This is a genomic window from Pseudomonas sp. GL-R-19, assembly GCF_019956375.1.
Classification (GTDB): Bacteria; Pseudomonadota; Gammaproteobacteria; order Pseudomonadales; family Pseudomonadaceae; genus Aquipseudomonas.
This window is the reverse complement of record NZ_JAHBDJ010000007.1, coordinates 70178-94681: the sequence shown is the minus strand read 5'-3', so window position 1 is coordinate 94681 and position 24504 is coordinate 70178. Positions and strand designations below refer to the sequence as shown.

Annotated in this window: 17 protein-coding genes; 10 read left to right on the top strand and 7 right to left on the bottom strand. The window is 59.6% G+C overall.

Going from position 1 to position 24504, the window contains the following annotated elements; genetic code table 11:
• Positions 1 to 429 precede the first annotated feature (429 nt).
• From KGA83_RS04410 to KGA83_RS04390, 5 genes are all read right to left on the bottom strand, one after another.
• Entirely contained in the window at positions 430 to 1749 is a 1320-nt protein-coding gene (locus tag KGA83_RS04410; RefSeq protein WP_108219329.1) for an outer membrane protein transport protein, read from the bottom strand.
• Positions 1750 to 1901: 152 nt separating this feature from the next.
• The gene (locus KGA83_RS04405) at positions 1902 to 3803 is read right to left on the bottom strand and encodes an acyl-CoA synthetase (RefSeq protein WP_223528674.1); all 1902 of its coding nucleotides are present in this window, start codon (positions 3801 to 3803) and stop codon (positions 1902 to 1904) included.
• Between the two features lie 2 nt (positions 3804 to 3805).
• On the bottom strand, positions 3806 to 4762 hold the full coding sequence (locus tag KGA83_RS04400) for a fumarylacetoacetate hydrolase family protein (protein ID WP_108219331.1): 957 nt from the start codon (positions 4760 to 4762) through the stop codon (positions 3806 to 3808).
• A 175-nt stretch (positions 4763 to 4937) separates the two neighbouring features.
• Entirely contained in the window at positions 4938 to 6029 is a 1092-nt protein-coding gene (locus KGA83_RS04395) for a VOC family protein (RefSeq protein WP_223528671.1), read from the bottom strand.
• Between the two features lie 85 nt (positions 6030 to 6114).
• The gene (locus KGA83_RS04390; RefSeq protein WP_108219333.1) at positions 6115 to 6729 is read right to left on the bottom strand and encodes a TetR/AcrR family transcriptional regulator; all 615 of its coding nucleotides are present in this window, start codon (positions 6727 to 6729) and stop codon (positions 6115 to 6117) included.
• A gap of 243 nt (positions 6730 to 6972) precedes the next feature.
• Here KGA83_RS04390 and KGA83_RS04385 point away from each other — a divergent pair, with 243 nt between their 5' ends.
• Positions 6973 to 8208, top strand: a complete 1236-nt coding sequence (locus KGA83_RS04385; RefSeq protein ID WP_223528730.1) for an NADH:flavin oxidoreductase/NADH oxidase family protein — start codon at positions 6973 to 6975, stop codon at positions 8206 to 8208.
• Here the strand turns inward: KGA83_RS04385 and KGA83_RS04380 are convergent.
• Positions 8205 to 8855: a TetR/AcrR family transcriptional regulator gene (locus KGA83_RS04380; protein WP_223528668.1), complete on the bottom strand. Its 651-nt coding sequence runs from the start codon at positions 8853 to 8855 to the stop codon at positions 8205 to 8207. The two genes, KGA83_RS04385 and KGA83_RS04380, sit on opposite strands and share 4 nt — an antisense overlap.
• 2 nt (positions 8856 to 8857) lie before the next feature.
• Positions 8858 to 10516: a bifunctional 3-(3-hydroxy-phenyl)propionate/3-hydroxycinnamic acid hydroxylase gene (locus KGA83_RS04375; protein WP_108219336.1), complete on the bottom strand. Its 1659-nt coding sequence runs from the start codon at positions 10514 to 10516 to the stop codon at positions 8858 to 8860.
• A gap of 276 nt (positions 10517 to 10792) precedes the next feature.
• Between KGA83_RS04375 and KGA83_RS04370 the strand changes: the two genes are divergently transcribed.
• The 9 genes from KGA83_RS04370 (at position 10793) to KGA83_RS04325 (ending at position 24453) form a co-directional block, all read left to right on the top strand.
• On the top strand, positions 10793 to 13687 hold the full coding sequence (locus KGA83_RS04370; RefSeq protein ID WP_223528665.1) for an ATP-binding protein: 2895 nt from the start codon (positions 10793 to 10795) through the stop codon (positions 13685 to 13687).
• 255 nt (positions 13688 to 13942) lie between these two features.
• A complete protein-coding gene (locus KGA83_RS04365) occupies positions 13943 to 14158 on the top strand; it encodes a hypothetical protein (protein WP_108219339.1) in 216 nt (71 codons plus the stop codon).
• A gap of 117 nt (positions 14159 to 14275) precedes the next feature.
• Positions 14276 to 15793: an efflux transporter outer membrane subunit gene (locus KGA83_RS04360; RefSeq protein WP_223528728.1), complete on the top strand. Its 1518-nt coding sequence runs from the start codon at positions 14276 to 14278 to the stop codon at positions 15791 to 15793.
• Positions 15794 to 15823: 30 nt separating this feature from the next.
• Entirely contained in the window at positions 15824 to 16936 is a 1113-nt protein-coding gene (locus KGA83_RS04355; RefSeq protein ID WP_223528662.1) for an efflux RND transporter periplasmic adaptor subunit, read from the top strand.
• The gene (locus KGA83_RS04350) at positions 16933 to 20040 is read left to right on the top strand and encodes an efflux RND transporter permease subunit (RefSeq protein WP_223528660.1); all 3108 of its coding nucleotides are present in this window, start codon (positions 16933 to 16935) and stop codon (positions 20038 to 20040) included. The genes KGA83_RS04355 and KGA83_RS04350 overlap by 4 nt, the downstream gene beginning before the upstream one ends.
• A 234-nt stretch (positions 20041 to 20274) precedes the next feature.
• Complete coding sequence (locus KGA83_RS04345) at positions 20275 to 20904, top strand: LysE family translocator (RefSeq protein ID WP_223528657.1); 630 nt, start codon at positions 20275 to 20277, stop codon at positions 20902 to 20904.
• Positions 20905 to 21361: 457 nt separating this feature from the next.
• A complete protein-coding gene (locus tag KGA83_RS04335) occupies positions 21362 to 22333 on the top strand; it encodes a quinone oxidoreductase family protein (protein ID WP_223528653.1) in 972 nt (323 codons plus the stop codon).
• Between the two features lie 177 nt (positions 22334 to 22510).
• A complete protein-coding gene (locus KGA83_RS04330; RefSeq protein ID WP_223528650.1) occupies positions 22511 to 23359 on the top strand; it encodes a TauD/TfdA dioxygenase family protein in 849 nt (282 codons plus the stop codon).
• A gap of 59 nt (positions 23360 to 23418) precedes the next feature.
• Positions 23419 to 24453: a 3-keto-5-aminohexanoate cleavage protein gene (locus KGA83_RS04325; protein ID WP_223528646.1), complete on the top strand. Its 1035-nt coding sequence runs from the start codon at positions 23419 to 23421 to the stop codon at positions 24451 to 24453.
• The last annotated feature ends 51 nt before the right edge of the window (positions 24454 to 24504 follow it).

Genomic DNA, 24504 nt, shown 5'->3' with positions numbered 1-24504 from the left:
GGATGTGAATCACCAAAAAAAGAGGCCCGCACCAGCGAACCTTCAGGCCGGAGCAGCCAGAACGATGCCTGCTTTTCAAGATCAACCCGAATCAGCTCGCCCTACCCGCCCTGAATGCCGCCATATTGGAGTTCACACTTCGGGTTGCCCATGAGGTGGCGGCGAGGCTTCCGGGCTCGGATTTCACGTAGCAGTGTGCAAAAAATGCGTTTTAACCAGTCAATGACCAGGCTGTTTGGGCGAACCGACTTTTTCAACAGAATCGGCCAATAGCTACCTCTCACACAGCTCTTCATATTTGTCCCCCCGCTGCGCGCTCATCAACTGCCAGAGGTGTGACGTCCCGATTGAGTAGTTGATTAACGACGAAAGGGAAACTTTCGGGAAGGCTCGCAAATATGGACTCTATTAAAAATTGAGTCCTGTCGATTAGTACCGATAGGTTGCCTGTACTGAAAATCCATTCGCACTATTTTCGTAGTTGGCACTGTATTCCGGCTGAAGACCGGAGTTGTTCGACTGTTTCACTGAGACTCTGGAATCCCAGAGATAACCATAAGCAAAGTCTATCGTCAGATCGGAACTCGGCGAATAAGCACCGCCCAAAGTCACGGCCTGGCGATTCCCAACCGGAACGCGCACGCTGCGATCGGCATTTCTAATGGGCGACGGATCATAGGCGTAACCTGCGCGCAGCAGCCATTGTTGGTTCAATTCAAAGGACGCGCCAACTGCGGTGGCCCAAGTGTCACGCCAGTTCATTTCTTCGGTCACACTTCCCAGGCCAGCCGCCTGGCCCAAGGGGGAAAGACCGCTGTTGACTGCCTCGACCTTCTTGATCCGGCTCCAACGCTTCCAGGTGGTTCCCAGGTATCCCGTCCAGCGACTATTGAAATGATGGGTGATGGACGTGTCCACTGATTCGGGCATAGTGATGTCTATCTTGTTGTCATAGTTTCCGTCCAGCGGGATAACGCTCGGGGAGCCGGAAACCTCAGTATGCCCTTTGAGGTGATAAGCCACTTTTGAGTGATAGTTAATCCCCCAACTCGTCGCCTCACTCAAGTCAAACAAGATGCCGAGATTGTAGCCAAGTGCCGTGTCATCGCCTTTAATAGTGACCTCTGTGTCCTGGCCGTTGTTCAGGGCACCGGTGGCCAAGTCATTCTGAAGCTTTGCAGTGAAACGGTTGATGGTCGGCCCGCCACCAATGGATACGTAATCGTTGATCCGATAGGCAATGGTGGGCTGCAGGGTTACTTCCTTGGTCGTGCTATAGGAACCATGGTAGCGGCCCTGAAAACCGCTCTCGTAATCATTGATCAGGCCACTCGGAGCATACAGGCCCAGACCAATCGAAAAACGCTCGTCAAGCGGCGTCGACATATAGGCGAAGGGCACGACCCCCAATGGTACCGAGTCCCCTTTATTCGTTCCCGGGGCACTGCTCTGCGCATCACTGATGTCATCGCTCACCGAGACAACCGCGGCTCCGCCGGAAATCTCGGTACGCTTCAATTTGGTCAAGCCCGCAGGGTTGCCAAAGATGGTGCTGGCGTCCAGCGCAGAAGACGATCTTCCCGCATAAGCAGTACCCGCGCTGCTTGCACTTTGTTCGTTCAAGGCAATGCCATTGGCCCCCGCGCTTGTTGAAACGCTGAGTATTGCCGCGGCACCTGTGAATTTGATCCAGGAAGACACTTCTCGCACAGCTGAGAGACACGGGATTGCACGGTTGCTCAGGTTCATTTCCCACCTCGTATTGTTGTTATTGATTGGTGCGCAGGCAAAGCTTCGCCTTCCGGTGCACTTGGCAGTACCGGTTGAAGTTCATCGTTTTTTTGAAAAAGGCCCTGGCTGATTAGTACCAGGGCCGGAGTGGCGAAATTACAAAGTCAGGATCATTTGAGCCACTCCACCTGAAAGCTATAGCGACCTAGAAGGAGGGCCAGGGACTCTTGATTTCTCCCGGCCCGGATGCAGGCGACCAGTCCACGTTGTTCATGCGCAATCACTTCGACCCCAATGTCCTTCAGACACATACGATCCACATCCTGCCGGACTACCCTGGCAACTTCGCGCCGCTGCAACGCGGGCTTGAAGATCTTGCCCACCGCCGTCAACGGCAGCGCTTCGAGAATTTCGATCCGCTTGGGAATGGCCGCCCGCTCACTGATGTGGTGTTGAGCAAACCGCTCAAGTTCTTCGACATCGCAAACGTGGCCTGGCCGCAGTTGCACGTAGGCAACCGGCACTTCACCCGAATAGGCGTCCGGGCTGCCGATGGCAGCCGCCAACGCCACCGCTGGGTGGGCCTGCAAAGCCTCCTCGATTTGCTTGGGATCGATATTGTGGCCGCCACGGATAATCAGCTCCTTTTTGCGCCCGGTCAGCCAGAAGTAGCCATTTTCATCCTGGCGACCCAGATCGCCCGTATTCAGCCAGCGCTGACCATTGATGTCGATCCACAGGCCCCGGTTATGGCTTTCTTCAACGTAACCCTCGAACAGGTTCGGACCGGTGATGGTGATCAGGCCAATTTCGTCGGTGTCGGCGTCGCGCAGATACTCTCCAGCGTCATCGAGCATGACTGCACGCATGTCCTGATAGGCAATCCGTATGCCGATGGAGCCGACGAAGCGCTCGCCATGGGGCGGATTAACCGAGGAGACGCACGCGCCTTCCGTGAGTCCGTAGCCTTCGAGGATCTTCACCCCGGTCCGGCCTTCGAACTCCCGGAAAAGCTCAACCGGCATCGGCGCGGCACCACACATGGCATAACGCAGGCTGGACAGGTCACGGCCTTCCAGCTCGTTTTGCAACAGTGCGGAATAGACGGTGGGTACGCCGGAGAAGAAGTTGATGCCGAAGTGCTCGACCATCTCCCAGAAGTGTGGGATCACACCCTCACCGCGATAACCCTGCGGCGTACCGAGGATGACATGATCACCTTGGGTCCAAGGCATCAGGCCGGTCACCAGCTGGGCATTTACATGGAACAGCGGCAACCCACAAAAAATGACCTGGCCACTCCCGCGGGGTTGCATGTGCGTGGCCATGGCCCACGCGTTGAAGACCTCCGCCCCATGCGTACGCATCGCAATCTTGGGGAGCCCGGTGGTACCGCCGGTGCAGAAGTAAGAGGAACGATCCTCAGGGCGGAACAGCCGAGCACTCTTCAGATGCGTGCCTGGCTGGGCATTCATCAACGCTCGTAATTCGTGAATCGTGGCATCCCTGTGCACCTCACGTTCTTTCTGTGCCAGGGATTCAAGCGATTCACGCTGAGCTGCATCAACATAGGGTCCCATGCCAACCCAAACGACGTGCTTGATCTCGGGAAGTTGATCCAGCTGGGAGGCCAACTTAGGCCACAGGTCACTGCCCGGCGTCGGTGCGAGCGTTACCACCACGCTGGCCTTGGCGGCCCGCAGCAAGGCAGCCATCTGTTTGGCTTCTTGCAGTGGGTTGATCGCCATGACGACACCGGCCGCTTCGCCCCCCCAGATGGTGAAGTGGGTTTCCGGCAGGTTGGGCAGGATGAAGGCCAGCACTTCACCCGGGGTAATGCCCAGATCGTGGAAAGCATTCGCCGCTCGAGTGATATCTTCGATGAGTTCGGCATAGCTCCAGTGATGGGTGCTCCTGAAGCAGGTAGCGTCAGCGAAGAAACTCAGTGCGGGCGCATTGGGAGAAAGTTCGGCTGTACGCGCCAGTGCTTCATAGGTGCTGGAAGCCAAGCCACGTTCCGACAACGGGACCTGCTCGATACGTTCAATGTCGTTCAGAGATTGCACCATCATTTTCAGGCTTCCTCTACGACTCGGTTGCGTTGCACACCCAGGTCAATCACGCCATCCGCACTGCGAATGCGCGCTTCGACGACGTCTCCCGCCTTGAGATACTGCGTCCGCCCTTCCTGCGCCTTGAGGAACAGCTTCCACTTGGTGGCTTCTGGCATCAGGGCCGCAATGCGCTGTTTGGCGGGCGACGGTATGCTCAGAGCGCATCCCGCCGGAGTACCGGTGGCGATCAGGTCGCCGGGGGCAAGATCTTGCACGGCGGAGAGTTCGGTCAGGGTTTCAGCGGGGCCATACACCAGGTTGGCCGTACTGTCGCTTTGCCGTACTTCGCCGTTGACCGTCAGGCGCAACTGCAATGCTTTCAGGTAATGCATGTCCTGGGCACCCAGCAAGCAGAGGTAGGGGCCGACCGGGCCAAACGTGCGAAAGCTCTTGCCCTTGTAGAACTGCATCTGGGGGATCTGAATGTCGCGTGCCGAGTAGTCATTGACAATGACCACGCCGGCAACGAATTCATGCAGGTTGGCATCGTTGACGGTCACTGCGCCACTGATAACGCGTTTCATCACCAGCCCAAGTTCGATCTCATAGTCAAGGAAACGGACGGTGCGCGGCTTGATCAGGACGCTGTCTGCGGCCACCAGGCAACTGGTCGCCTTGGTGAAGATCATGTTGTATTTCTTCGCATCCGGGTCCATGCCCGACTCGATCATGTGCTGTCGATAGTTGGCCCCTTGGCAGACGAATTGTTGATTGCGGGTCACCGGCGACAGCAGTTTCACTTGGTGCGCCTCCAACTGAGTACCATTGAGTTGAGCGAGCTCATCGATACTGTTCTGGTTGATGAAGTCACCCGTGGTCTCAAAAGTACCTGGGACAATCGTGATACGGTCTTGGCGTAACACGCCCCAGTGGATACCGTTCTCAAACTCAAAGCGGACTACATGTACAGCAGACATTGAAGGTACTCCTGGGGCAGCGTTTGTCCCGCGCTCGATGGCGCGAGAACTGTGGTGTTGTTCTGAGGGTGGGCTGGCGACGCTGTAGATCAACGAGCCGCCGGCGATCAGGGCACCGGCTTTGAGCACGTCTCGCCGGCCATATCGTGTCGCGTTGCCCGACATGGCGGCCGCGCTACCCGAACATCCGCATCAGCGTGATCAACTTGCGAAGCGTCAAGTCCGGGCTGCGCCGCAGGTTGCGGATCAGGGCTCGTACATTGCTCAAGCTCATCCTGGGTTTGGTAAAATTCTTGGGCATGCGCTGCCCCCACTGCGCCATTGCCTCGGGACTCACGGGATGGATGCCCACAGGTTGTATGGCGGTAAAGATATCTCCGTCGCAGTAGTGCTCGTGCTTATCACCCCAAGGGTCTTGCCAGTAATCGAAGATCTGACTGCCCAGGATGTGCCGGCCGATTCCCCACGAGTGCTCCCAACCCCGCTCTCGCAGGACCCGTTGCCCCATGCCCACCGCGTCGGCATCGACGACCTCATAGGCACTGTGGCTATAGGTCGCCATGAACCCCTGGACAATCGCGAGCGTATGGTGATCCGCAGGCCTGTCACCGAGATCAAGGCGCATGAAAGCGACGATGGGGGTGCCGTCAGGGAGTACCTGCACATCGCTGGGAATAAACCCGAAATGCCGGGTGTACCAGGCACAGGTCGCCTGATAGTCGGCCACTTCAATGACGATGTGACCCAGTTTGATTACTTCAGGCGGTGCAATCGGCGGGCGCTGCGTGGCGTTGATTCGCGATTGCTCTTGCGCCAGATTCCAGGGAAGTGGGGCTCTGTGCAGCAGGGTTTTACTTGGCGTCTGGCCACAAACTGCTTCGACGGTAAACCCTGAAGGATCGGTCAGTCTGAGGTAGTGCCCGCCGCCAGGATGTGTCGATGTCTCGATCGATGACGCACCTGGAATTTGCGTCAGCTTTTCCAGATCCTCGAGCGATTGGACTGCCAGCCCGAACCCGACAAAACATGCATTTTCTGCACGGTGGACACGGTAACAATAGGGAGCCGGTTCAGTGCCGCGCAGATAGAGCGTTTCGGCGTTCTGATGACTGACGGCCAGGCCGAAGTCTGTCAGGAAATGCGCCGCTTCATTCAAGTCTGGCCTTTGAAAGATCAGGTGAGTCAGACCTTGGGCTTTAACCGTCGGTTGCGGATACCGGACAGGCTGTTGTGTTACTAACTGGGGCAGTTGATTTTTGTTATTCATTGTTCTTGTTTTCCAGTTTTCAAGGCAAAGCGATCCCCGAACCCCTGAAAACGCCAGGGGTTTTTCGTTGTTTCAGTTACCGCGCTTAGTCGATAGGAGGAAGTGCCGGCAACTCTACGGTCGCCAGCGCTCTAGCCTCCTCCAGAGGCACACCCAAGGCACGCAGCACGAGTTCAGCCGTATCAGATCCCGATTCGCGCCACGTTCTGTGCCCTTCCAGCACCAGAAAAATCGAGCCCAGGACGCTGCTCGAAATCAGCGTCAGTACTGAGAGCAATTGCTCCTGCGCAAACGTATAGCGTCCAGTGGAAAGCCCGCTCAGAAGATCCGTAGTCGCCTGGCTGCTGAACATTTCGCGTAACGAAGAATTGCTCATGGCGAACTTATGGATGAATGCGCCCCACTGTGAGTCTTCGTGCGCTCGACGAATGAACAATCGAATGCCATTGGCAAGGCGCTGAGCCGGATCAGAGAGGGAATTGAAGCTCTTGTTGACGCGCTCATGCATCTCCTTCGCGAGATGGCTGGCGACCGCCTCGAACAGGCTTTCCATGCTGTCGATGTTGCTATAGACCGTTCCGCGCGCCACGCCTGCCTCTTGGGCGAGGTCGAGAATGTTCACTTGTGAGGTGCCTCTTTCAGCGAACAGGCGGAAGGCGGCTTGATGAATGCGGCGCTGTGTTGGATTCAGGGATTCCACGGTTCTCTCTCCAGGATTACCTTATGGACAGATTGAACACTCGTGTTCATTCTACGTCAACCCTATTTTTAAACGTGTCGCTTGTTCTGTCTGAAAGTCGGCCTGAAGCCGGGTCAATTAAAGTCAGACGCCATTGACACAACTGAACACGCATGTTCAATTGTGTTGTGTTTCAGGCTTGCCTTCTCGGCACATCAAGCCCTGCGCTGGCCGGCCGACTTTTTATTAGCTGAAGGACAGAACATGACCGGCTCAATGCTCTTCAAACCGCTTCGTTTGCCTAACGGTACGGTGATTCCAAACCGGATCGCCAAGGCTGCCATGGAGGAGAATCTTGCCAATGAGGATCACGCTCCAGGGGACGCGCTGGTCAAGCTCTATCGGCGTTGGGCGCAGGGTGGTGCCGGCCTGATCATCACTGGCAACGTCATGGTTGACCGCCACGCCTTGACCGGCCCCGCTGGCGTGGTGCTTGAGGACGATCGGAACCTGGACGAATTCAGGCTATGGGCCGATGCCTGCCGCAGTCGTGGGGCCCAGGCCTGGATGCAAATCAATCATCCCGGACGGCAGCTATTGGCTTCCATGGGGCAATCGGCACGGGGGCCCTCTGCGGTTGCCGTCGACATTCCCGGACTATCAAAAGCTTTTGTGCCGCCCAGGGCTTTGGAGGAGCAGGAGATCGAAGAGCTGATTGAGCGCTATACCCAAGCGGCGGTGCTGGCCGAGCGTGCCGGATTCACCGGCGTGGAGATACATGCAGCGCATGGCTACCTGTTCAGCCAATTCCTTTCACCCTTGACCAACCGGCGTAGCGACCGCTGGGGTGGCAGCCTGGAAAATCGTGCGCAAATTCTCCTGCGAACCATCGATGCAATACGTCAGCGAGTGGCACCGATCTTTTGCGTTGCTGTGAAGCTCAATTCTGCCGATTTTCAGCGCGGCGGTTTCGATGCCGAGGACGCGGCTCGCGTGGTGGAAATGCTCAACGCCAAGGCGGTCGACCTGGTCGAGTTGTCCGGCGGCAGCTACGAAAGCCCGGCGATGCAGGGGCAAACACGCGATGGCAGCCGCTTGGCTCGAGAAGCCTATTTTCTCGAGTGTGCGGAAAAAATAGGAGAAATAGCGCGCATGCCGCTGATGGTCACCGGCGGCGTGCGTAGAAAGGAGGTGGCGGAGCGAGTGGTGAGCGGCTCGGTGTCGATGGTGGGGCTTGCCACCGCGTTGGCAATCGAGCCGACCCTGCCAAGCCAGTGGATGGCAGGTAAGGACACCGAAGTGGAGCCCATCGTCGTCCGCTGGAAGAACAAGGCGCTGGCATCGCTTGCAACGGCGTCGGTGATCAAGAAGCAGCTCGGCTTGCTGAGTCAAGGAAAACGGACAAAACCCAGGACGTCGCCACTCATGGCATTGATCGGCAATCAGCTGAAGTCTCGTCGCCAGGCGAAGAGCTATCGGCAATGGATTGGCCGGGTTTAGCCGGCCGGTAGCGGCTTATCGGCGATTCTCCTGGCTTTGGCAGGTGTTACACCCAGAGCCTTGAGAATCATCTCGGCGACCCGCTGATCGTGCTCTTCCACCACACGCCCTTCGACAACCGAGCGCATGGCGCCGGTTGTGCACGATACGACCATGTCCAGAGCGATCCCTTCATCCTCATAAGCGAAAGTCCCCGCGCGTAGACCTTCACGCAAATCGCCCAGCACATGAGCAGCCAAGCGCGAGCGCATGGTCTGATCGGAATGGATGATGCGCAGCAGTGCGTTGGCCCATTGATGGTCGTACGCAGCCCGGCATACGAACATGCGCACACCAATCGAAAGCCGCTGTGCACCGCAGTGCACGTCCGAACTCAAGGCGGAAATGGCATCGGAGAACTCACTCGCCATGGCGATGCCAACGGCCTCGAGCACTTCGTCGCGCGTTCGAAAATAGTTGTAGATGGTGCCGTTGGATACCGCGGCCTCCGAGGCGACATCGAGCAGTGCAATCTCCCCCACCTCCTTACGTGCGACAAGACGCAACGCCGCGTCCACCAGGCCGCGACGGGTACGTTCACGCTTCTTGTGGCCTCGAGTGAGAGGCTCTTGCTCAGTTGCTTCTGAAGGGAAAGTGGGGGAAGGCATCTTCAGGCTCTTAATCGAGGGGGCTCGTTAATGGTAATGGAAACGCTATCGGCTGTGGCGTCGGCGCTAGCCAACAGGCCCATACAGTCTCGAACGAGACTGCCTGCGTCGAAGCCTGGGGCGTGGTGCATGATGATACGGTCGGGGCGAACAGCAACCAGCGTGCCTTTGGCAGCCAGCGGCAGGATGCCATGGTTCAGGTCTTCGATGAAGTCGCAACCGCCGCCGGAGCGCTGGCCGCAGGGTCCGATCTGCAAGAAGTGGCCTCCCATTTTGTCCCAGGAAACAACCTGAGCAGCGGTCAGCAGTGACAACGGGTCAACACCGAATCCAACCAGGGTCAGGTTGCCTCCAAGCGCATCGTCGCTCAGTTGGATCTGCTGTTGCATGTTGCGAACCCAGGCTTGGGGAAACAGGCTGCCACGAACCAGTTTGTCGCCCCGACGATGCTGCACGAACAGGCCATGCTTGAAGGTGTTCTTCGGCTTGATGTCCAACTGCTCGAAGTACCTTCTGGTAGCGGGAGTCAACGCCAGCATGCGCATCAGGCCATGGATGAAAAAAGCTGCGATCCTGTTCTTGGGCATCACCAGGCGGCCCATGAGTTTCGCCAGATCGATCATCGCCTGGGCATGGGGGCGGCGCTCTTCGTCATAGGTATCGAGTATTGCAGGCGCGGCATGGCCGCGAAGGACCCAGGCCAGTTTCCAGGCTAGGTTGGCGCCATCTCGAAGGCCCGCTACGAGTCCTTGCCCGACAAAAGGTGGGGTGATGTGCGCTGCGTCGCCGGCGAGGAAGATACGTCCCTTGCTGAATCTGTTGCAGCAACGCGCGTGGAATCGATACACCGCCTTGCGCTCGATTTCCAGTTCCTGCGGGTTGATCCATGGCGCGATCAGCCGGGCTATGCTTTCCGGGCTTTCCAGCTCTTCCCGGGATTCGCCTGGTTGCAGCATGAACTCCCAACGCTCCCTTCCACCGGGTGCGGGCATGTGCGGCGTTGGACGCCTCGGATCACAGATGAACTCGATGTGATCAATGGCTGACTCATGCCGGTTCCTGGCATCGACAATCAGCCAATCCTCTGCATAGGTTTGTCCTTCGAACTCCTGGCCAATCAGTGCCCTGACCCTGGAGCTTGCGCCATCCGCACCGATCACATACTGGGCGCAAACGCAATGCGAGTGTCCATTTTGATCCCGGACGGTGGCCACCACGCAATCTGACTCCTCGACCAGATTTTCCAGCTCGAAACCGCCCAGACTGGTCACTGACTTCAGCCGGGAAACCTGGCCGCGCATCGCTCGCTCGAGGTCGGGTTGATAGAAAGTCACCAGTTTGGGGTGGCCGTCGATACAGCCCTCAGTATTGGCTCGACCGAATTGCCCGAGGACCGGGGAGTGCATCCTCACTTCAGGGATAGCGATCTTCTCGAAAGCGTCTTCCGACAACCCGGCGAGTTGCAGGATGCGCAGGGCCTCATTGTCCAGAGCAATGGCACGGGGCATCAGTACGATGTCATGGAGCTTGTCCAGCACCAGGGTCGTTACTCCGTAGCGGCCGAGCAGCGCCGCGATTGTTGCACCTACCGGACCGTAACCGACGACCAGCACATCGACGGCGGAGGGAGTCAATTCGGGAACTTTCTTGTTGTTGTTCATCTCGAGCCCTTGTTGTGATTGAAGTCGTGAGGCGTACAGGCCTCATCGTCAGGCAGAGTCAAGGTATTCAATATTGAGAGATATTTCAATATTGATGTTTTTGTCATTAATTTTTTGAGATCATTACCGTACCGTGATGAGGACATGTGAGCTATGCGCAGGGCCAGTTTCCGACCGGTGAGGCTTGGCTTCTGAGTCGATCAGCGTTGTTATTGGAGTGACCAGGTGCCATGCCTCACGAGGGCACACCCATGTATTAGTCTTCAGGAATCCAACGTGGCACGTCCGCAGCCCCAGCCGAACCCAGTCCAGCTCCGCTTCGTCGAGTTCGAACTCGACGAGGCTAACGCCTGCCTGTCACGCAACGGAGAAGCTGTGGCGTTGGCACCAACTCCCTTCACACTGCTGTGCGTCCTTGCACGCCAGCCGGGATCGCTGGTGACCAAGGATGCCTTGCTTGATGCCGTGTGGGGGCATCGGTTCGTCAGCGATTCGGTGCTGAAGACGGCCATCAGCGATCTGCGCAAGGTGCTGGGCGACGACCCCAGGCAGCCCCGCTATATCGAGACTGTGTCGAGGCGCGGCTATCGCTTCATCGCCGCGCCCTCCCCTGCACCTTCGATGCCGCCTGCATCCGCGACGGTGCCGGCGGCCGGCGCGCATCCGTCACCGCCATTCATCGGTCGCGCCGACGAACTCTCAAGACTGCAACGGGCATGGGAGCGGGCGGATGGCGGTCAGCGAGCCGTGGTCTGGCTCGCTGGAGAACCGGGGATTGGCAAGACCACGTTAATCGAAAATTTCCTTGCCAGCCTTGGCGGCATCACCTGCGCACGCGGCCATTGCGTGGAGCATTACGGCACCGGCGAGCCGTATCTGCCGGTGCTGGAAGCGTTGGCCGATCTATGCCGCGGCGACCCTACCCTGCCGGCGCTGATGCGCGCAGTGGCGCCGACCTGGTTGCTGCAACTTCCGTGGCTGAGCACCACGCAGGAGAGAGACGCATTGCGGCGCGAGCTTGCCGGCGTCGGCCCGGATCGCATGCTCCGGGAAATGGGCGAACTGCTTGACCGCTATACAGAGCAGCGGCCGCTAATGTTGGTGACCGAAGACCTGCATTGGAGCGATCGGGCGACGGTTCAGCTTATCGACTATGTGGCGCGGCGACGTGGCCGTGCGCGACTTATGTGGTTGTCGAGCTTTCGCCTTGCCGAAGTTGTGGCTCTCGAGCATCCGCTCAGCTCGTTGCGCCATGAACTGCGTCTGCAGCGTTTGTGCGAGGAAGTGGTGCTCGACCCGTTCTCGGAAACCGAGGTCGCTGACTATGTTGCGCTGCGTTCAGCCTCGCTGGCAGGCGATGAAGCCTTTGTGCGCGCACTGCACGAACGGACCGATGGTGTGCCGTTGTTCGTTTCGTCGATCATCAGTGAAGTGATGGACTCAAAGGGCGACAAAGCCACCATCGAGGCTCGGCTTGCGGATCTGGCGGTTCCCGAAAACCTCGCAGCCATCATTGATCACTACATCGCCAGGCTTGGCCCGGAGCGACGTACACTCCTCTCGGCAGCAGCCGTGTGTGGGGTCGATTTCCGGGTTGAGACGGTTTCTCTGGCCCTCGAACGCGACCTCTCTTCGATAACCAGCGCTTGTGAGACGCTGAGGCAGGAGCAGGTATGGCTCACACAGTCACGAGCCCCCGAAGTTGAAGAGGTAGAACTGCCGTACTCGTTCCGGCATGCCCTCTTTCGTCAGGTGCTGTATGAACGCACGCCACGTTCGTTACGCACCCATCTCCATCGTCAGGTCGGTGCTGCCCTCGAACGCGAGCGCACGACCGGCGTGCCGGTTGCTGCCTCTGAGCTGGCGATGCACTTCGACCGCGCCCGGATGCCGATGATCGCACTGCGCTACTACGCCGAGGCCGCAGAAGCAGCACTGCTGCACTTCAGCCCGGACTTGTGCATTGGCCTCACCAAGCGCGCCCTGGTCCTGCTCATGCAGGCATCCGAAGGGACGGAGCGCAATGCACTCGAAATAACCCTGGCTACGTTGCAGGGGGTTTCGGCTTTCCACATGTTCGGTGTCGGCAGCGAAGCCAGGAGCGCCTTCGAACGTGCGTACACGCTGCTGGCGGATGTTCCCGAGCACCCCATGCGCGCTCGCCTGCTGCATGGGTTCGGCTATCTGCTCGGTTTGCGCGGCGAGTATACGGTGGCGCTGGAAGTGGCCGAGCGTGCCGAGGCCCTCTCCTGCGACTCGAAGGATCCAGAGCTCATGCTGGCGGCGTGCATCGTACGGGGCGAGGTGCATCACCTTCAGGGACGCACTGAAACAACCCGCAGTTGGCTGGAGCGCGCCCTCGCGATCGCCGAGCCGCTGGACATCGGAACGAACGAGATCTTTGCGGCCGATCCACAGGTCATGCTGCACGGCATGCTGGCCATCGAGCTGGTGCGATCCGGCCTGATTGAGCAGGGTCGAACTCATATGCAGCACGCGCGAGCCCGTGCACAAGCGCTGCGCCAACCTATGACGTGGCTGGTCGCTGCCTGGCAGGAGGTGTTGATCGAGGTGCGGATGGGAAACCACGTGCGTGTGGCAGCGCTGGCTGACGACATGCAGACGCTGGTGGATGAGTATTCGCTCGCTCTGGGGCGCACGGCTTGCCGCTGGTGGCGCGGCTGGGCCGACGCCCGCAACGGTGCACCCCGCGACGGCTACCGCCACATCCGTGAGGCCTACGAGGAACACACCGGGCTCGGTATGCGCTCCGGTGCCAGCGAAGTACTCGGCTACGCCGCCGAGGCACTCCTGCTGGCAGGTGATTACGACGCAGCGCAAGTCCAATTGCAGGAAGCACTTCAGGTGGGCGAGGAACTGGGCGAGCGCGTGTACCTGCCACAGTTATTGCTGCTGGAAGCAGCGATCGCGCGAGCGCAGGGTCGGCCCGACGCCAGCAACGTTGCGGTGCGGCGCGCGGTTGAGGAGGCTCGCGCCCAGGAAGCACCATGGCTGGAGCTGCTCGCGCTGGTCGAGCTGTGCGAGCACCACGACGCCGTGGCCGAGGACCACCAGGCATTGGCGACGCTGGTTGACCAGTTGCCTGAAACTGACGGAACCGGGCTGGTGAAACGTGCGCGCTCGCTGATTCAGGCTGCAAAGTCTGATTGAAAAATTAAGGACACAGACCTGTGGGAGCGAGCCTGCTCGCGATGGTGACGGGTCAGCCAATATTGATGCTGAATGTACCGCCGTCATCGCGAGCAGGCTCGCTCCCACAAGTTCGCATTGTTCAAATCCTTAACTTACCGACATTAATTTCTGTGGAAGCGGCGCTGTCCCGACCGAAGCCTGACCTTTCGCTTACGACTCGACCCAAGGGGCAGCTTACGCTGTCGTCGAACTTTCTTGCCCCCTTGGACTGTGATGATCCTTAACTCTGAAACCAAGTACCCGAGCCGCCGCACATACGTCATCAAGCTGCGTAGCGATGCCGCTTCGGGGGCCCTAGTGGGCCGCCTCGAAAACCTGGTCACCGGACGTCAGCGCGAGTTTTCGTGCGCCGAAGAGTTGCTGGAGTCGATCGACTCGGACCTCAGGTCGGCGGCCAGCGAGCACGCGGCAGATGCCGACGGCGAGTGACGTCTCCCACCTGAATGTGCGCTCGATATGGCGACCGAACGGCGACGCTTCGCTGACGACTTCGTGCACATCGGGCCTTACGCTGATGCCATCTCGAATCCACACGAGTCCAATGCGATGCCGCGACTTCCAGTTTCCTTTCCACTGCCCCTCCTCACCGCCCGGACAACCTTGAAACGGGCCGAGCGCACGACCGGCTTCGTTATTGCGGCCGCCCTTGCCACTTCGATCGCCCTCGCCCTTTCCGGTTGCTCCACACCGGTCTTCAAGCCAGCGGTTGACCTGCCAAGCAATTTCGCCGCCAGCACGGCCTCCGAAATGGAACCCGAGGCGGCGTGGTGGGAGGTCTACCACGATCCGTTGCTGACGGATCTGGTGCGCCGGGCTGCGCGTGAGAACCGCGACGTCAAGATTGCCGCCGAGCGCCTGCGTGCCGCGCGTGCCGGAGAAACGGTCAGCCAGTCCTGGCTGCTCCCGAGTGTCGGCGCATCCGTCTCCGGCAGTGACCGCCGCAGCGGCTACAACTTGGCCACGAAACAGGGCTATCCGGATACCAAGACCACCAGTGTGGGTCTGGACGTCTCGTGGGAACTCGACCTGAGCGGCCGTCTGCGCGCCGGCGCAGCGGCGGCTGACGCCGATGCGCTGGCCGCGGAACACAGCATGCGCGGCGTACGCCTGCTGGTGATGAGCGACGTGGTCAGCAACTACTTCACACTGGTCGGTGCGCAGCGCCAGGTCGCGACGCTTCGCGCAATCTCGGCGATGCAGGACGAGACGCTGCGTCTGGTCACCGCACGTCAACAGGTCGGGCTCGCATCCGCTTTCGACGTCGAACGCGCGCAGACCGACGCCTTGTCGGCGCGGGCGCAGATTCCGCCGCTGGAAACCCAAGTGGCGGTGGCGCGTCACCGTATCGCAGTGCTGACTGCAGACCAGTCTTTCAACACCACAAACATCCAGCCTTCAAGCGGTGATTTGATCGATGTGCCCGAGGCCAAGCCCGGCCAGCCCGCCGAGTTGCTGCAACGCCGACCTGACGTACTGGCGCTGATGGCACAACTCGACGCCGCCAATGCTCGTCGCCAGCAAGCGAAAGCTGAGTGGTTCCCGCAGCTCTTTCTCGGCGCTTCCTTCGGCCGCCAGGGTCTCAACCTGAACGGTGCCGATCTCGGCGCTGCGCGCTTCACCAACGTCGCGGGCCTGCTGGCGATGCCGCTCTTCAACGCCGGGCGCACGCAAGCCATCAACGAAGCGGCTGAAAGCGCTCAACAAGAGGCGCTGCTGCGCGCCGAAGACGGCATCGTACGGGCGCTCGAGGATGTGGAAAACGCCCTCGTCACGCTTGCGCAGGAACGCCGCCGGTCCGGGTCGCTGCAATTGGCCGCCGCGTCCGCAGAGTCCGCGCAAAACCGCGCCCAGTCGCTCTATAACCGCGGGCAGATCGACCTGTTGCCACTGCTGGATTCGCAGCGGGCGCGCCTGGCGGCACGCTTGAATTCTAACGAAAGCAACACCCGACTGCTGCTCGACAGCGTGCAGCTCTACAAGGCACTGGGCGGGGGCTGGCAGGTGTTCGAACAACCCTCCAACCCAACCGCATCCGCCGAAGCCGACCGGCCACCACTTTCCTGAGAATCTGTCGTTTTCCAAAGAGGAACCGTCTTGAAACATTCCCTTACTACGGCCGGCGTTTTGGCCGTCGCCGCCATGCTTTGCGCGTGCAGCCCGGATCAGCCGTCCGTGCAGGCCCCACGACCGGTACGCACCGTTGAAATCAGCTACGACAATGCCCGCGAAAGCAATCGCTACGTGGGCACCGTGCAGTCACGGCATGAAGTCGATCAAGCCTTCCGCGTAGGCGGCAAGGTAGCCCAGCGCAAGGTCGATGTAGGTCAGTTTGTGCGCGAGGGCGACGTACTGGCTGTGCTGGACGACAGCGACTACCGCCTCGCTGAGCAAGCGTCGCAACAGCAGTGGGCAGTTGCCGTCGAGCAGACTCGTCAGGCCGACTCGGACCACCAACGCCTTACCGCACTAAAGGCTGATGGCTCGGTCAGTGCGGCCGACGACGAGCGTGCACATACCAATGCCCAGACCGCTCATGCGACTGCCGAGGCCGAGGCGCGAAAACTCGAGCTCGCGCGCAACCGGCTCAACTACACCGTGCTGCGCGCCTCCCGTAGCGGTGTTGTCACGGCTGTGCGCTTCGAGGCGGGCCAGGTCGTGGCGGAGGGTCAACCGGTGGTCTCGGTTGCGAATCCGGATGAATCCGAGATCGTCATCGACGTGCCCGAGGATCAGTTGTCCGTCTTCAAGGACGCGCAGTTCAAGGCCTCGCTGGCCAGTGCGCCGAACGAGACCTTCGATGTCACGCTGCGCGAGCTGTCGCCGCAGGCTGCGGCGCAGACGCGCACCTATCGCGCGCGGCTCAAGCCAATGCAGGCGCTGCCGCTGGGCGCCACCGCCACGGTAATGGCCAAGAGCGTGATGACAAGCGTCTCGGTGGCGGCGGTGCCGGCGACGGCACTGACCCAAAGCGGCGGTCAGCCGGCGCTTTGGGTAGTCACGCCTGTGGGCAAGGATCCGTTAGGCATCGTCGAACTGGAGCATGTGGCAGTTTGGGCCTACCGCAACGACGAAGTGCTCGTCTCCGGGCCGCAGGCTGGCGCATTAGTCGTTACCGCCGGGATCCAGAAAATGACGTCCGGACTGAAGGTCGCGCTCCCCGGTGCGGCGATCGCTGACACGAACACTACGCAGCAGGCCACCCGATGAACAATTTCAACCTCACCGACTGGGCGCTGCGCCATCGCGCCATCGTCCTGTTCATGCTCCTCATTGTCGCGGCGGCCGGCGCCTTCAGTTTCACCAGGCTCGGTCAGCTCGAAGATCCGAACTTTTCGGTGCCTTCCATGACCGCCATGGTCATCTGGCCGGGCGCCACCGCCCAGCAATTGCAGGACCAGGTCCTCAATCGTATGGAGAAGAAATTCGAGCAAATCGACAACTTCGAAAAGGTGGTCACCTACGCGCGGCAGGGCTACGCGGGCATGACGCTTACCGTGCGCGGCGGCACCTCCAAGGCTGACCAGCGCGAGGCCTGGTACCAGGCGCGCAAGAAACTCAACGACCTGAGCCTGGAGATGCCTGACGGCGTGATCGGCCCGATCCTGAACGACGAGTACGGCGACGTGTACGGCCTGATGTACGCAGTCAAGGGCGACGGCGTTGGCCACGCTGACCTGTCGGACGTGGCCGAGGACATCAAGCGCCAGATGCTGAAGGTGCCGATGGTCAAGAAGATCGATGTCATCGGCAAGCAGGCCAAGCGTGTCTACGTCGAGTTCTCGCACGAGCGCCTGGCAGCGCTGGGCATTACACCGCTGGCCATCGCCGAAAGCCTCAAGAGCCAGAACACGATGCTGCCCGCAGGCCAGATCGACACCCACGGTGATCGCGTCATGGTGCGCGTGAGCGGCCAATTCGCCAGCGAAGAGGCTATCCGCAATGTGCCAATCGCCGCGGGCGGCCGGCTGATCAAGCTCGGCGACATCGCGACCGTTACCCGTGGCTTCGAAGATCCGCCGACCTACACGGTCCGCCACAACGGCCAGCCAGTGCTGATGCTCGGCATCACAATGACCAGCGACGGCAACATCGTGGACCTTGGCAAGGCGATGGACACGGCCGTCGCCAAGATCCAGTCAGAACTTGCGCACGGCGTGGAGCTGGAGCTCGTGGCCGACCAACCCACCACGGTAAAGGATGCTATCCACGACTTCGCACACGCGCTGATCGAGGCGCTGATCATCGTGATTGCGGTGAGCCTGGCCAGCCTGGGCTGGCGCGCAGGCCTCGTGGTCGCGGCCACGGTGCCGCTGGTACTGGGCGGCGTGGCGCTGGTGATGTTGGCAATGGGCTGGAACCTCGAGCGCATCTCGCTCGGCTCACTGATTATTGCGCTGGGACTGCTGGTGGATGACGCCATCATCGCCATCGAGATGATGGTGGCGAAGATGGAGACCGGCATGGATCGCGTGAAGGCAGCCGCCTTCTCCTATCAGTCCACCGCCATGCCGCGCCTGACCGGTGCACTCATCACCGTCGTGGGCTTCCTGCCGATCGGCCTCTCGAAGTCCACCACCGGCGAGTACGCGGGCGGCATTTTCTGGATCGTCGGTGCCGCGGTGCTGTTCTCGTGGATCTGCTCCGGCATCTTCACGCCGTACCTGGCGGTCAAGATGCTGCCCAACGACTTGGGCAAGCACCAGCACGGTGATCTGCACGATACCAAGTTCTACCGTAGCCTGCGCCGCCTGATCGACGCCGCCATCGAGCGCCGCTGGGTGGTCATCGGTGCGACGGTTGGCGCTCTGGTACTTGCTCTGGCCTGTATCAAGCTAGTGCCACAGCAATTCTTCCCCAACAGTTCGCGTCCTGAGCTGGTCATTGACCTGCGTGTCAAGGAAGGCTCCTCGTTCGCCGCGACGACCGAGCAAGTCAAGCACATGGAGGAGATCCTCGCGAAGGACGAGGACGTGCGTTTTTATACCGCCTACACCGGCGCCGGCGCACCGCGCTTCTATCTCTCGCTCAACCCCGAGCTGCCGAATCCGGGCTTTGCCCAGTTCGTCGTGATGACCAAGGATCTGGATGCACGCGAGCGAGTACGTGCGCGGCTGGTGGCCTCGGCTGACCAACAATTCCCACAGGCGTGGGTGCGCGTGACCCGGCTCGAGTTGGGGCCGCCTGTCGGCTACCCGGTGCAGTTCCGCGTCGTAGGCCCCGATACCCAGATGGTGCGCAAGATCGCCCGCGACGTGGAGAAGGTGGTTGCGTCCAACCAAAAGGTGCGCGATCTCCAGCTCGACTGGAACGACCCGGTGCGTACGCTGAAAGTGGAGCTCGATCAGGACAAGTCCAGCGCGCTTGGCCTTACACCGGCCGACGTGTCGTTGGCGACCCAGACCGTGATGAACGGCGCAACCCTGTCGCAGCTGCGTGAGCGCGAGGATCTGATCGACATCGTAGCCCGTGCCGTGCCAGAGGAACGTTTGAACCTCGACACACTGAAAGACATCAACCTCTACACGCGCCAGGGCACGGTGGTGCCACTGTCGCAAGTCGCACAGGTGCGTTCTGAACTGGAAGAGCCAGTGCTGTGGCGCCGTAACCGCGACATGGCGATCACGGTGCGTGCCGACGTGAAGGATGGCGAGCAGGGTGTATCGGTGACGCAGGAAATCCAGCCGTTGCTCAAGGATATCGAAGCCAGGCTGCCGACCGGTTACCGCATCGACGTGGGCGGCGCGGTGGAGGAAAGTGACAAGGCGAACAAGGCGCTACTCGCGGTGGCCCCGTTGATGCTGATCACCATCCTGCTGTTACTCATGCTGCAACTGCAGAACTTCTCCCGCATGTGGATGGTGATGCTGACCGCACCGCTGGGCCTGATCGGTGTGGTGCCGGCGCTCTTGGTGTTCCAGTCGCCGCTGGGCTTCGTCGCGATCCTGGGCATCATCGCACTGGGTGGCATGATCATGCGCAACGCGGTGATCCTGATCGATCAGGTTCAAATCGAAATCGCCGAGGGGCGTGACCCGTGGAATGCTGTGCTGGATGCCGCCATTCACCGGGCCCGTCCGGTGATGCTGACGGCGCTGGCCACTGTGCTCGCCATGATCCCGCTAACGCGCAGTGTGTTCTGGGGGCCGATGGCAATTGCGATCATGGGCGGCCTTACCGTGGCGACGCTGCTGACGATTTTCTTCGTCCCGGCGTTGTACGCTGCATGGTTCAAGGTGGGTCGCCAGACGGCCGCTGGTACCCTGCCAGTGAGCTCGCCATCGCCAACGCGCAAAACCGATTGTCCAGCATGAACCGGACCACGGCCGCGCACGGCGCGGCCATCGCCCGGTTGGCGCGAGCCACCGACATCAAGTGCTGCGACCGCTGTATGACGTTTTGTCAGTCAATCTGTATCTAACGTTCTCCCTTTGGCCGCCCTACTATCGTCCGCACCATCCAGGTCCATACCTCAGAGATCGCGAAAGCCGTTCTATACGGATTTAGCGCAGCTTCAATTCGTTATCTCTTCCTTCAGGAGTTACGCCATGCCCGAACTGTCCAACCTGCTTGCCTACGGCCTGATTTCACTCGGCATGGTGCTGACTCCCGGCCCGAACATGATCTATCTCATCTCGCGTTCGATCTGCCAGGGACGAATGGCCGGACTGATTTCCCTGGGTGGCGTGGCGTTGGGTTTCGTCGTTTATATGTTGTGCGCCGCATTGGGCATCACAGCCCTGGTCCTGGCGGTTCCCTATGCGTATGACGCCCTGCGACTCGGCGGCGCGCTCTATCTGCTCTACCTGGCCTGGCAAGCGGTCAAGCCCGGCGGCCGCTCTCCGTTCCAGGTGCGCGACCTGCCCAAGGACAACCCGCGCAAGCTGTTTATGATGGGGTTTGTCACCAACCTGCTGAATCCCAAAGTCGCGGTCATGTATTTGTCGCTGCTGCCCCAGTTCATCGACCCCGCCGGCCACGGCAGCGTGCTGGCGCAATCCATCGTGCTTGGCTCTACGCAGATCGTCATCAGCGTAAGCGTCAACGCCCTGATTGCCGTCATGGCGGGCTCCATTGCGACATTCCTCGCACGCAAGCCCGTGTGGCAGACCGTGCAGCGCTGGCTGATGGGGACGGTCCTCGCGGGCCTGGCCATGCGCATGACCGTCGAAGGGTAACGCTAAACCGGGCTGTTTGCGGTTGGCGCATCGGGCGCACTGGAGGATCGTCGCACGGTATCCGTCCGGCCAAGTCATCTGCCCAGCCCCGCAAGGCCAGACATGGTGCACACTCGCGTTTAAGTGGATTCGGATTCTGTATCGGTGCTGGCAGACCAGGACGCTCTACGATGAAACCACCTATTTGAATGCCTTGAGGAAGCGTGGTTCACCGCTCCTGAAGAACCTCGATTTAGGTTGACTGACTTCCTCAGGGCGTGAAGCAGCCATTCATTGCCTCTTCGATATTGCCCTCAATCAGTCTCGGCGAGCCAACATCTTCCTTGGTTTTGCGAAACGGATTGTCATGAACTGGATAGCTTCCGTCGTGAGATGTACATAACCCCGGTTCGAATATTCGTATATTCCAGTCCAAAGGGCCGTAGCCCGACAAGAAAATTCAGACTGGAGAAACGAGATGGCCAAAGCTGTTCGCTTTTACGAAACCGGTGGACCCGAAGTGCTTCGTTATGAAGACGTCGAGGTTGGTGAACCGGGGCCGGGGCAGGCTCGCGTTCGACATAGCTACATCGCCGTCAATTTCATCGACATCTACCACCGCACCGGCTATTACCCTGCACAACTGCCGGGCGGCCTGGGTACGGACGCTGTCGGTGTCGTCGAGGCTGTGGGGCCTGGCGTGACCGATATCAAAGTCGGAGATCGGGTCGGTTATTTGATGGGGCCGCAAGGCGCCTATTCCGACGTGCGTGTGATACCCGCCGAGGTGCTGATTCCGCTGCCTGACGGGATCTCGGATCGCACAGCGTCGACGCTCATCATGAAGGGCCTCACAGCTCAATACCTTTTCCGTCAGGTTTATCCATTAAAGGGTGGCGAGACGATTCTGTACCACGCTGCTGCCGGCGGGGTCGGCCTGATCGCTTGCCAATGGGCGCGGGCGCTTGGGGTAACGATGATCGGCACTGTCAGCAGTGACGAAAAGGCTGAAATCGCCAAGGCTAACGGTTGCACACATACGATCGTCACCTCTCGCGAGAACATCGCAGAGCGTGTGCGCGAACTGACCGACGGACAGGGTGTACCGGTCGTCTATGACTCTGTTGGCAAGGACACCCTGCAGGCGTCCCTGGACAGCCTGCAAGTGCGTGGCACCCTCGTCAGCAATGGGACGAGTTCCGGCCCCGTCAATATCGATGCGCTGACGCTTGCCCTGAAGGGGTCAATATGGTTCACGCGTCCGGCGATGGTGCATTACATCAAGCCTCGTTCGCACATGCTCTCCATGGCCAAGGAACTGTTCGATCTGGTGCTTGCCGGGAAGATTTCGAGCGAGCCGAAACAGGTCTTCGCGCTCGCAGAGGCCGCCGAAGCGCATCGCATGCTGGAGTCGCGAAAGACGATCGGGGCGACTGTGCTGGTTCCGTGACGTCGTAGTGGAGCCGGCGTGCGAACTGAAGCCCTCGCACTTAGGTCATGCACGCGTAATTGAAACGAAAGCTGTTTTCTTCTTCGTTACCGCACAAGGACGCAATCGTTCGAACTCTGGCGGCGCGACGGAGCATTCATCGCCGAATAATAAAAGTGACTTAGGAAACTTTGCGTTATGCACATAAAACAACAAACCTGTGCGTTGGGCGCCGAACTGGTGGGCGTTAAGCTAGTGGATGCAATTCACGATAACGATCTGTTCGCCGAAATCCGCGCAGCAATGCTCAAGTATCGTGTTCTGTTTCTACGGGATCAGAACATCAACAGCGCGGAACACGTTGCATTTGCGCGACGGTTCGGCGATCTGGAAGATCACCCGGCCGTGGGCAGTGATCCGGAGCATCCTGGCCTGGTCCGTATCTACAAGACACCGGATCAAGGACCCGGCCGTTACGAAAATGCATGGCATTCCGATTCCACCTGGCGGGAAGCCCCACCATTGGGTGCAGTGTTGAGATGTGTTGAATGCCCTCCGGTTGGGGGAGATACGATGTGGGCAAACATGGCGCTGGCTTATGAAAATCTACCTGCCTACATCAAGGAAAAGATTGCCAACTTAAGGGCTCGCCACAGTATCGAGGCCACTTTTGGTGCAACGATGCCGATGGAAAAACGCCTGGCACTCAAAGCCCAATACCCGGATGCGGAGCATCCAGTTGTGCGAACGCATCCGGAAACCGGCGAGAAGGTGTTGTACGTGAATGTCTTTACCACGCACTTCACCAATTTCCACACCAGCGAACATGTCCGCTATGGGCAGGACGCGAACCCCGGTGGTGGAGAATTGCTGCGCTATCTGATCAGTCAGGCCTATATCCCGGAATATCAGGTGCGTTGGCGCTGGGAACCCAACAGTGTCGCAATCTGGGACAACAGCGCAACGCAGCACTATGCCGTAATGGATTATCCAGCGTGCCATCGAAAGATGGATCGCACCGTAATCATAGGCAGTAAGCCCTATTAGATTTTCCTTCTGTCGACTGAAAAAACTCTTAATAAAACAATTCGTCCTCGGAGATACCGATGAATTTCATTGACGGTTCGCTATACCCCGAAAATCAGGAAAAACTGGTCATCACTGTTGCTCCCTATGGCCCTCAGTTCGAGGTCGGTGACTTCCCGGAAGACATTCCGGTCACCATAGACGAACAAGTACAGAAGGCTGTCGACTGCTATGAGGCCGGTGCCACAGTGCTGCACCTGCATGTGCGCGAACTTGACGGCAAAGGCTCAAAACGCTTGTCCAAGTTCAACGAGCTGATCGCCGGAGTACGTGAGGCCGTACCGGATATGATCATTCAGGTGGGCGGCTCGATTTCATTTGCGCCGGAGTCGGAAGGCGAGGTCGCCAAATGGCTATCCGACGACACACGCCACATGTTGGCCGAGCTGACACCGAAGCCGGATCAGGTAACCCTGGCCATCAATTCGAACCAGTTCAACATCATCGAGGCGTTGTCCGAGGCCGATCTTGCCGGCACCTCGTTCGCTGATCCGGTGAAACAGATCGCCTACCGCGAAATGACCATACCGGCCGGCCCCGGGTGGGTGGAAGAGCACGTCAAACGCCTGAGCGCGAACGGCATCCAGGTACAGTTCCAGATGGGTAACATCAACTCGCTGGAAACCGTCGAACGCATGATGCGCCGTGGTGTCTGCAACGTGCCTTTGATTCTGACCTGGATTCCCATCGGTGGTGGCGCAGACTCGATGACGCCCTACAACATGACCAACTTCATGCGGGCAGTACCGGATGGCGCAGTGCTGACATTCGAGGGCCAGATGAACAACGTGCTGCCGCTCAACATGATGGCCATTGCAATGGGTCTGCATGTGCGCTGTGGTATCGAAGATACGATCTGGACACCTGATCGTTCGCGCAAAATGAGCAGCGTGGAGCAAATTGAGCAACTGGTGCGCATCGCCAATGAATGCGCACGACCGGTTGCCAATGGCAAAGAGGCCCGCAAAATCTACAAGATCGGTACGTTCTACAAGGACGCGGACGAAACGCTGGCCGCGAATGGTTTCGCACCGAATCGCAAGCCGCGTCACTAACGGATCTACCTTCACCCAAGACCTGTGCTATCGATTGCCAGCCAGACTGGC

Excerpts from the sequence above, each read along its gene's own strand:
- KGA83_RS04365 (WP_108219339.1), top strand. The coding sequence starts at position 13,943 with ATGATCCTTAACTCTGAAACCAAGTACCCGAGCCGCCGCACATACGTC.
- KGA83_RS04350 (WP_223528660.1), top strand. The coding sequence starts at position 16,933 with ATGAACAATTTCAACCTCACCGACTGGGCGCTGCGCCATCGCGCCATC.
- KGA83_RS04335 (WP_223528653.1), top strand. The coding sequence starts at position 21,362 with ATGGCCAAAGCTGTTCGCTTTTACGAAACCGGTGGACCCGAAGTGCTT.
- KGA83_RS04380 (WP_223528668.1), bottom strand. The coding sequence starts at position 8,855 with ATGCCTTCCCCCACTTTCCCTTCAGAAGCAACTGAGCAAGAGCCTCTC.
- KGA83_RS04395 (WP_223528671.1), bottom strand. The coding sequence starts at position 6,029 with ATGAATAACAAAAATCAACTGCCCCAGTTAGTAACACAACAGCCTGTC.
- KGA83_RS04345 (WP_223528657.1), top strand. The coding sequence starts at position 20,275 with ATGCCCGAACTGTCCAACCTGCTTGCCTACGGCCTGATTTCACTCGGC.
- KGA83_RS04325 (WP_223528646.1), top strand. The coding sequence starts at position 23,419 with ATGAATTTCATTGACGGTTCGCTATACCCCGAAAATCAGGAAAAACTG.
- KGA83_RS04405 (WP_223528674.1), bottom strand. The coding sequence starts at position 3,803 with ATGATGGTGCAATCTCTGAACGACATTGAACGTATCGAGCAGGTCCCG.
- KGA83_RS04410 (WP_108219329.1), bottom strand. The coding sequence starts at position 1,749 with ATGAACCTGAGCAACCGTGCAATCCCGTGTCTCTCAGCTGTGCGAGAA.
- KGA83_RS04385 (WP_223528730.1), top strand. The coding sequence starts at position 6,973 with ATGACCGGCTCAATGCTCTTCAAACCGCTTCGTTTGCCTAACGGTACG.
- KGA83_RS04375 (WP_108219336.1), bottom strand. The coding sequence starts at position 10,516 with ATGAACAACAACAAGAAAGTTCCCGAATTGACTCCCTCCGCCGTCGAT.
- KGA83_RS04400 (WP_108219331.1), bottom strand. The coding sequence starts at position 4,762 with ATGTCTGCTGTACATGTAGTCCGCTTTGAGTTTGAGAACGGTATCCAC.
- KGA83_RS04360 (WP_223528728.1), top strand. The coding sequence starts at position 14,276 with ATGCCGCGACTTCCAGTTTCCTTTCCACTGCCCCTCCTCACCGCCCGG.
- KGA83_RS04330 (WP_223528650.1), top strand. The coding sequence starts at position 22,511 with ATGCACATAAAACAACAAACCTGTGCGTTGGGCGCCGAACTGGTGGGC.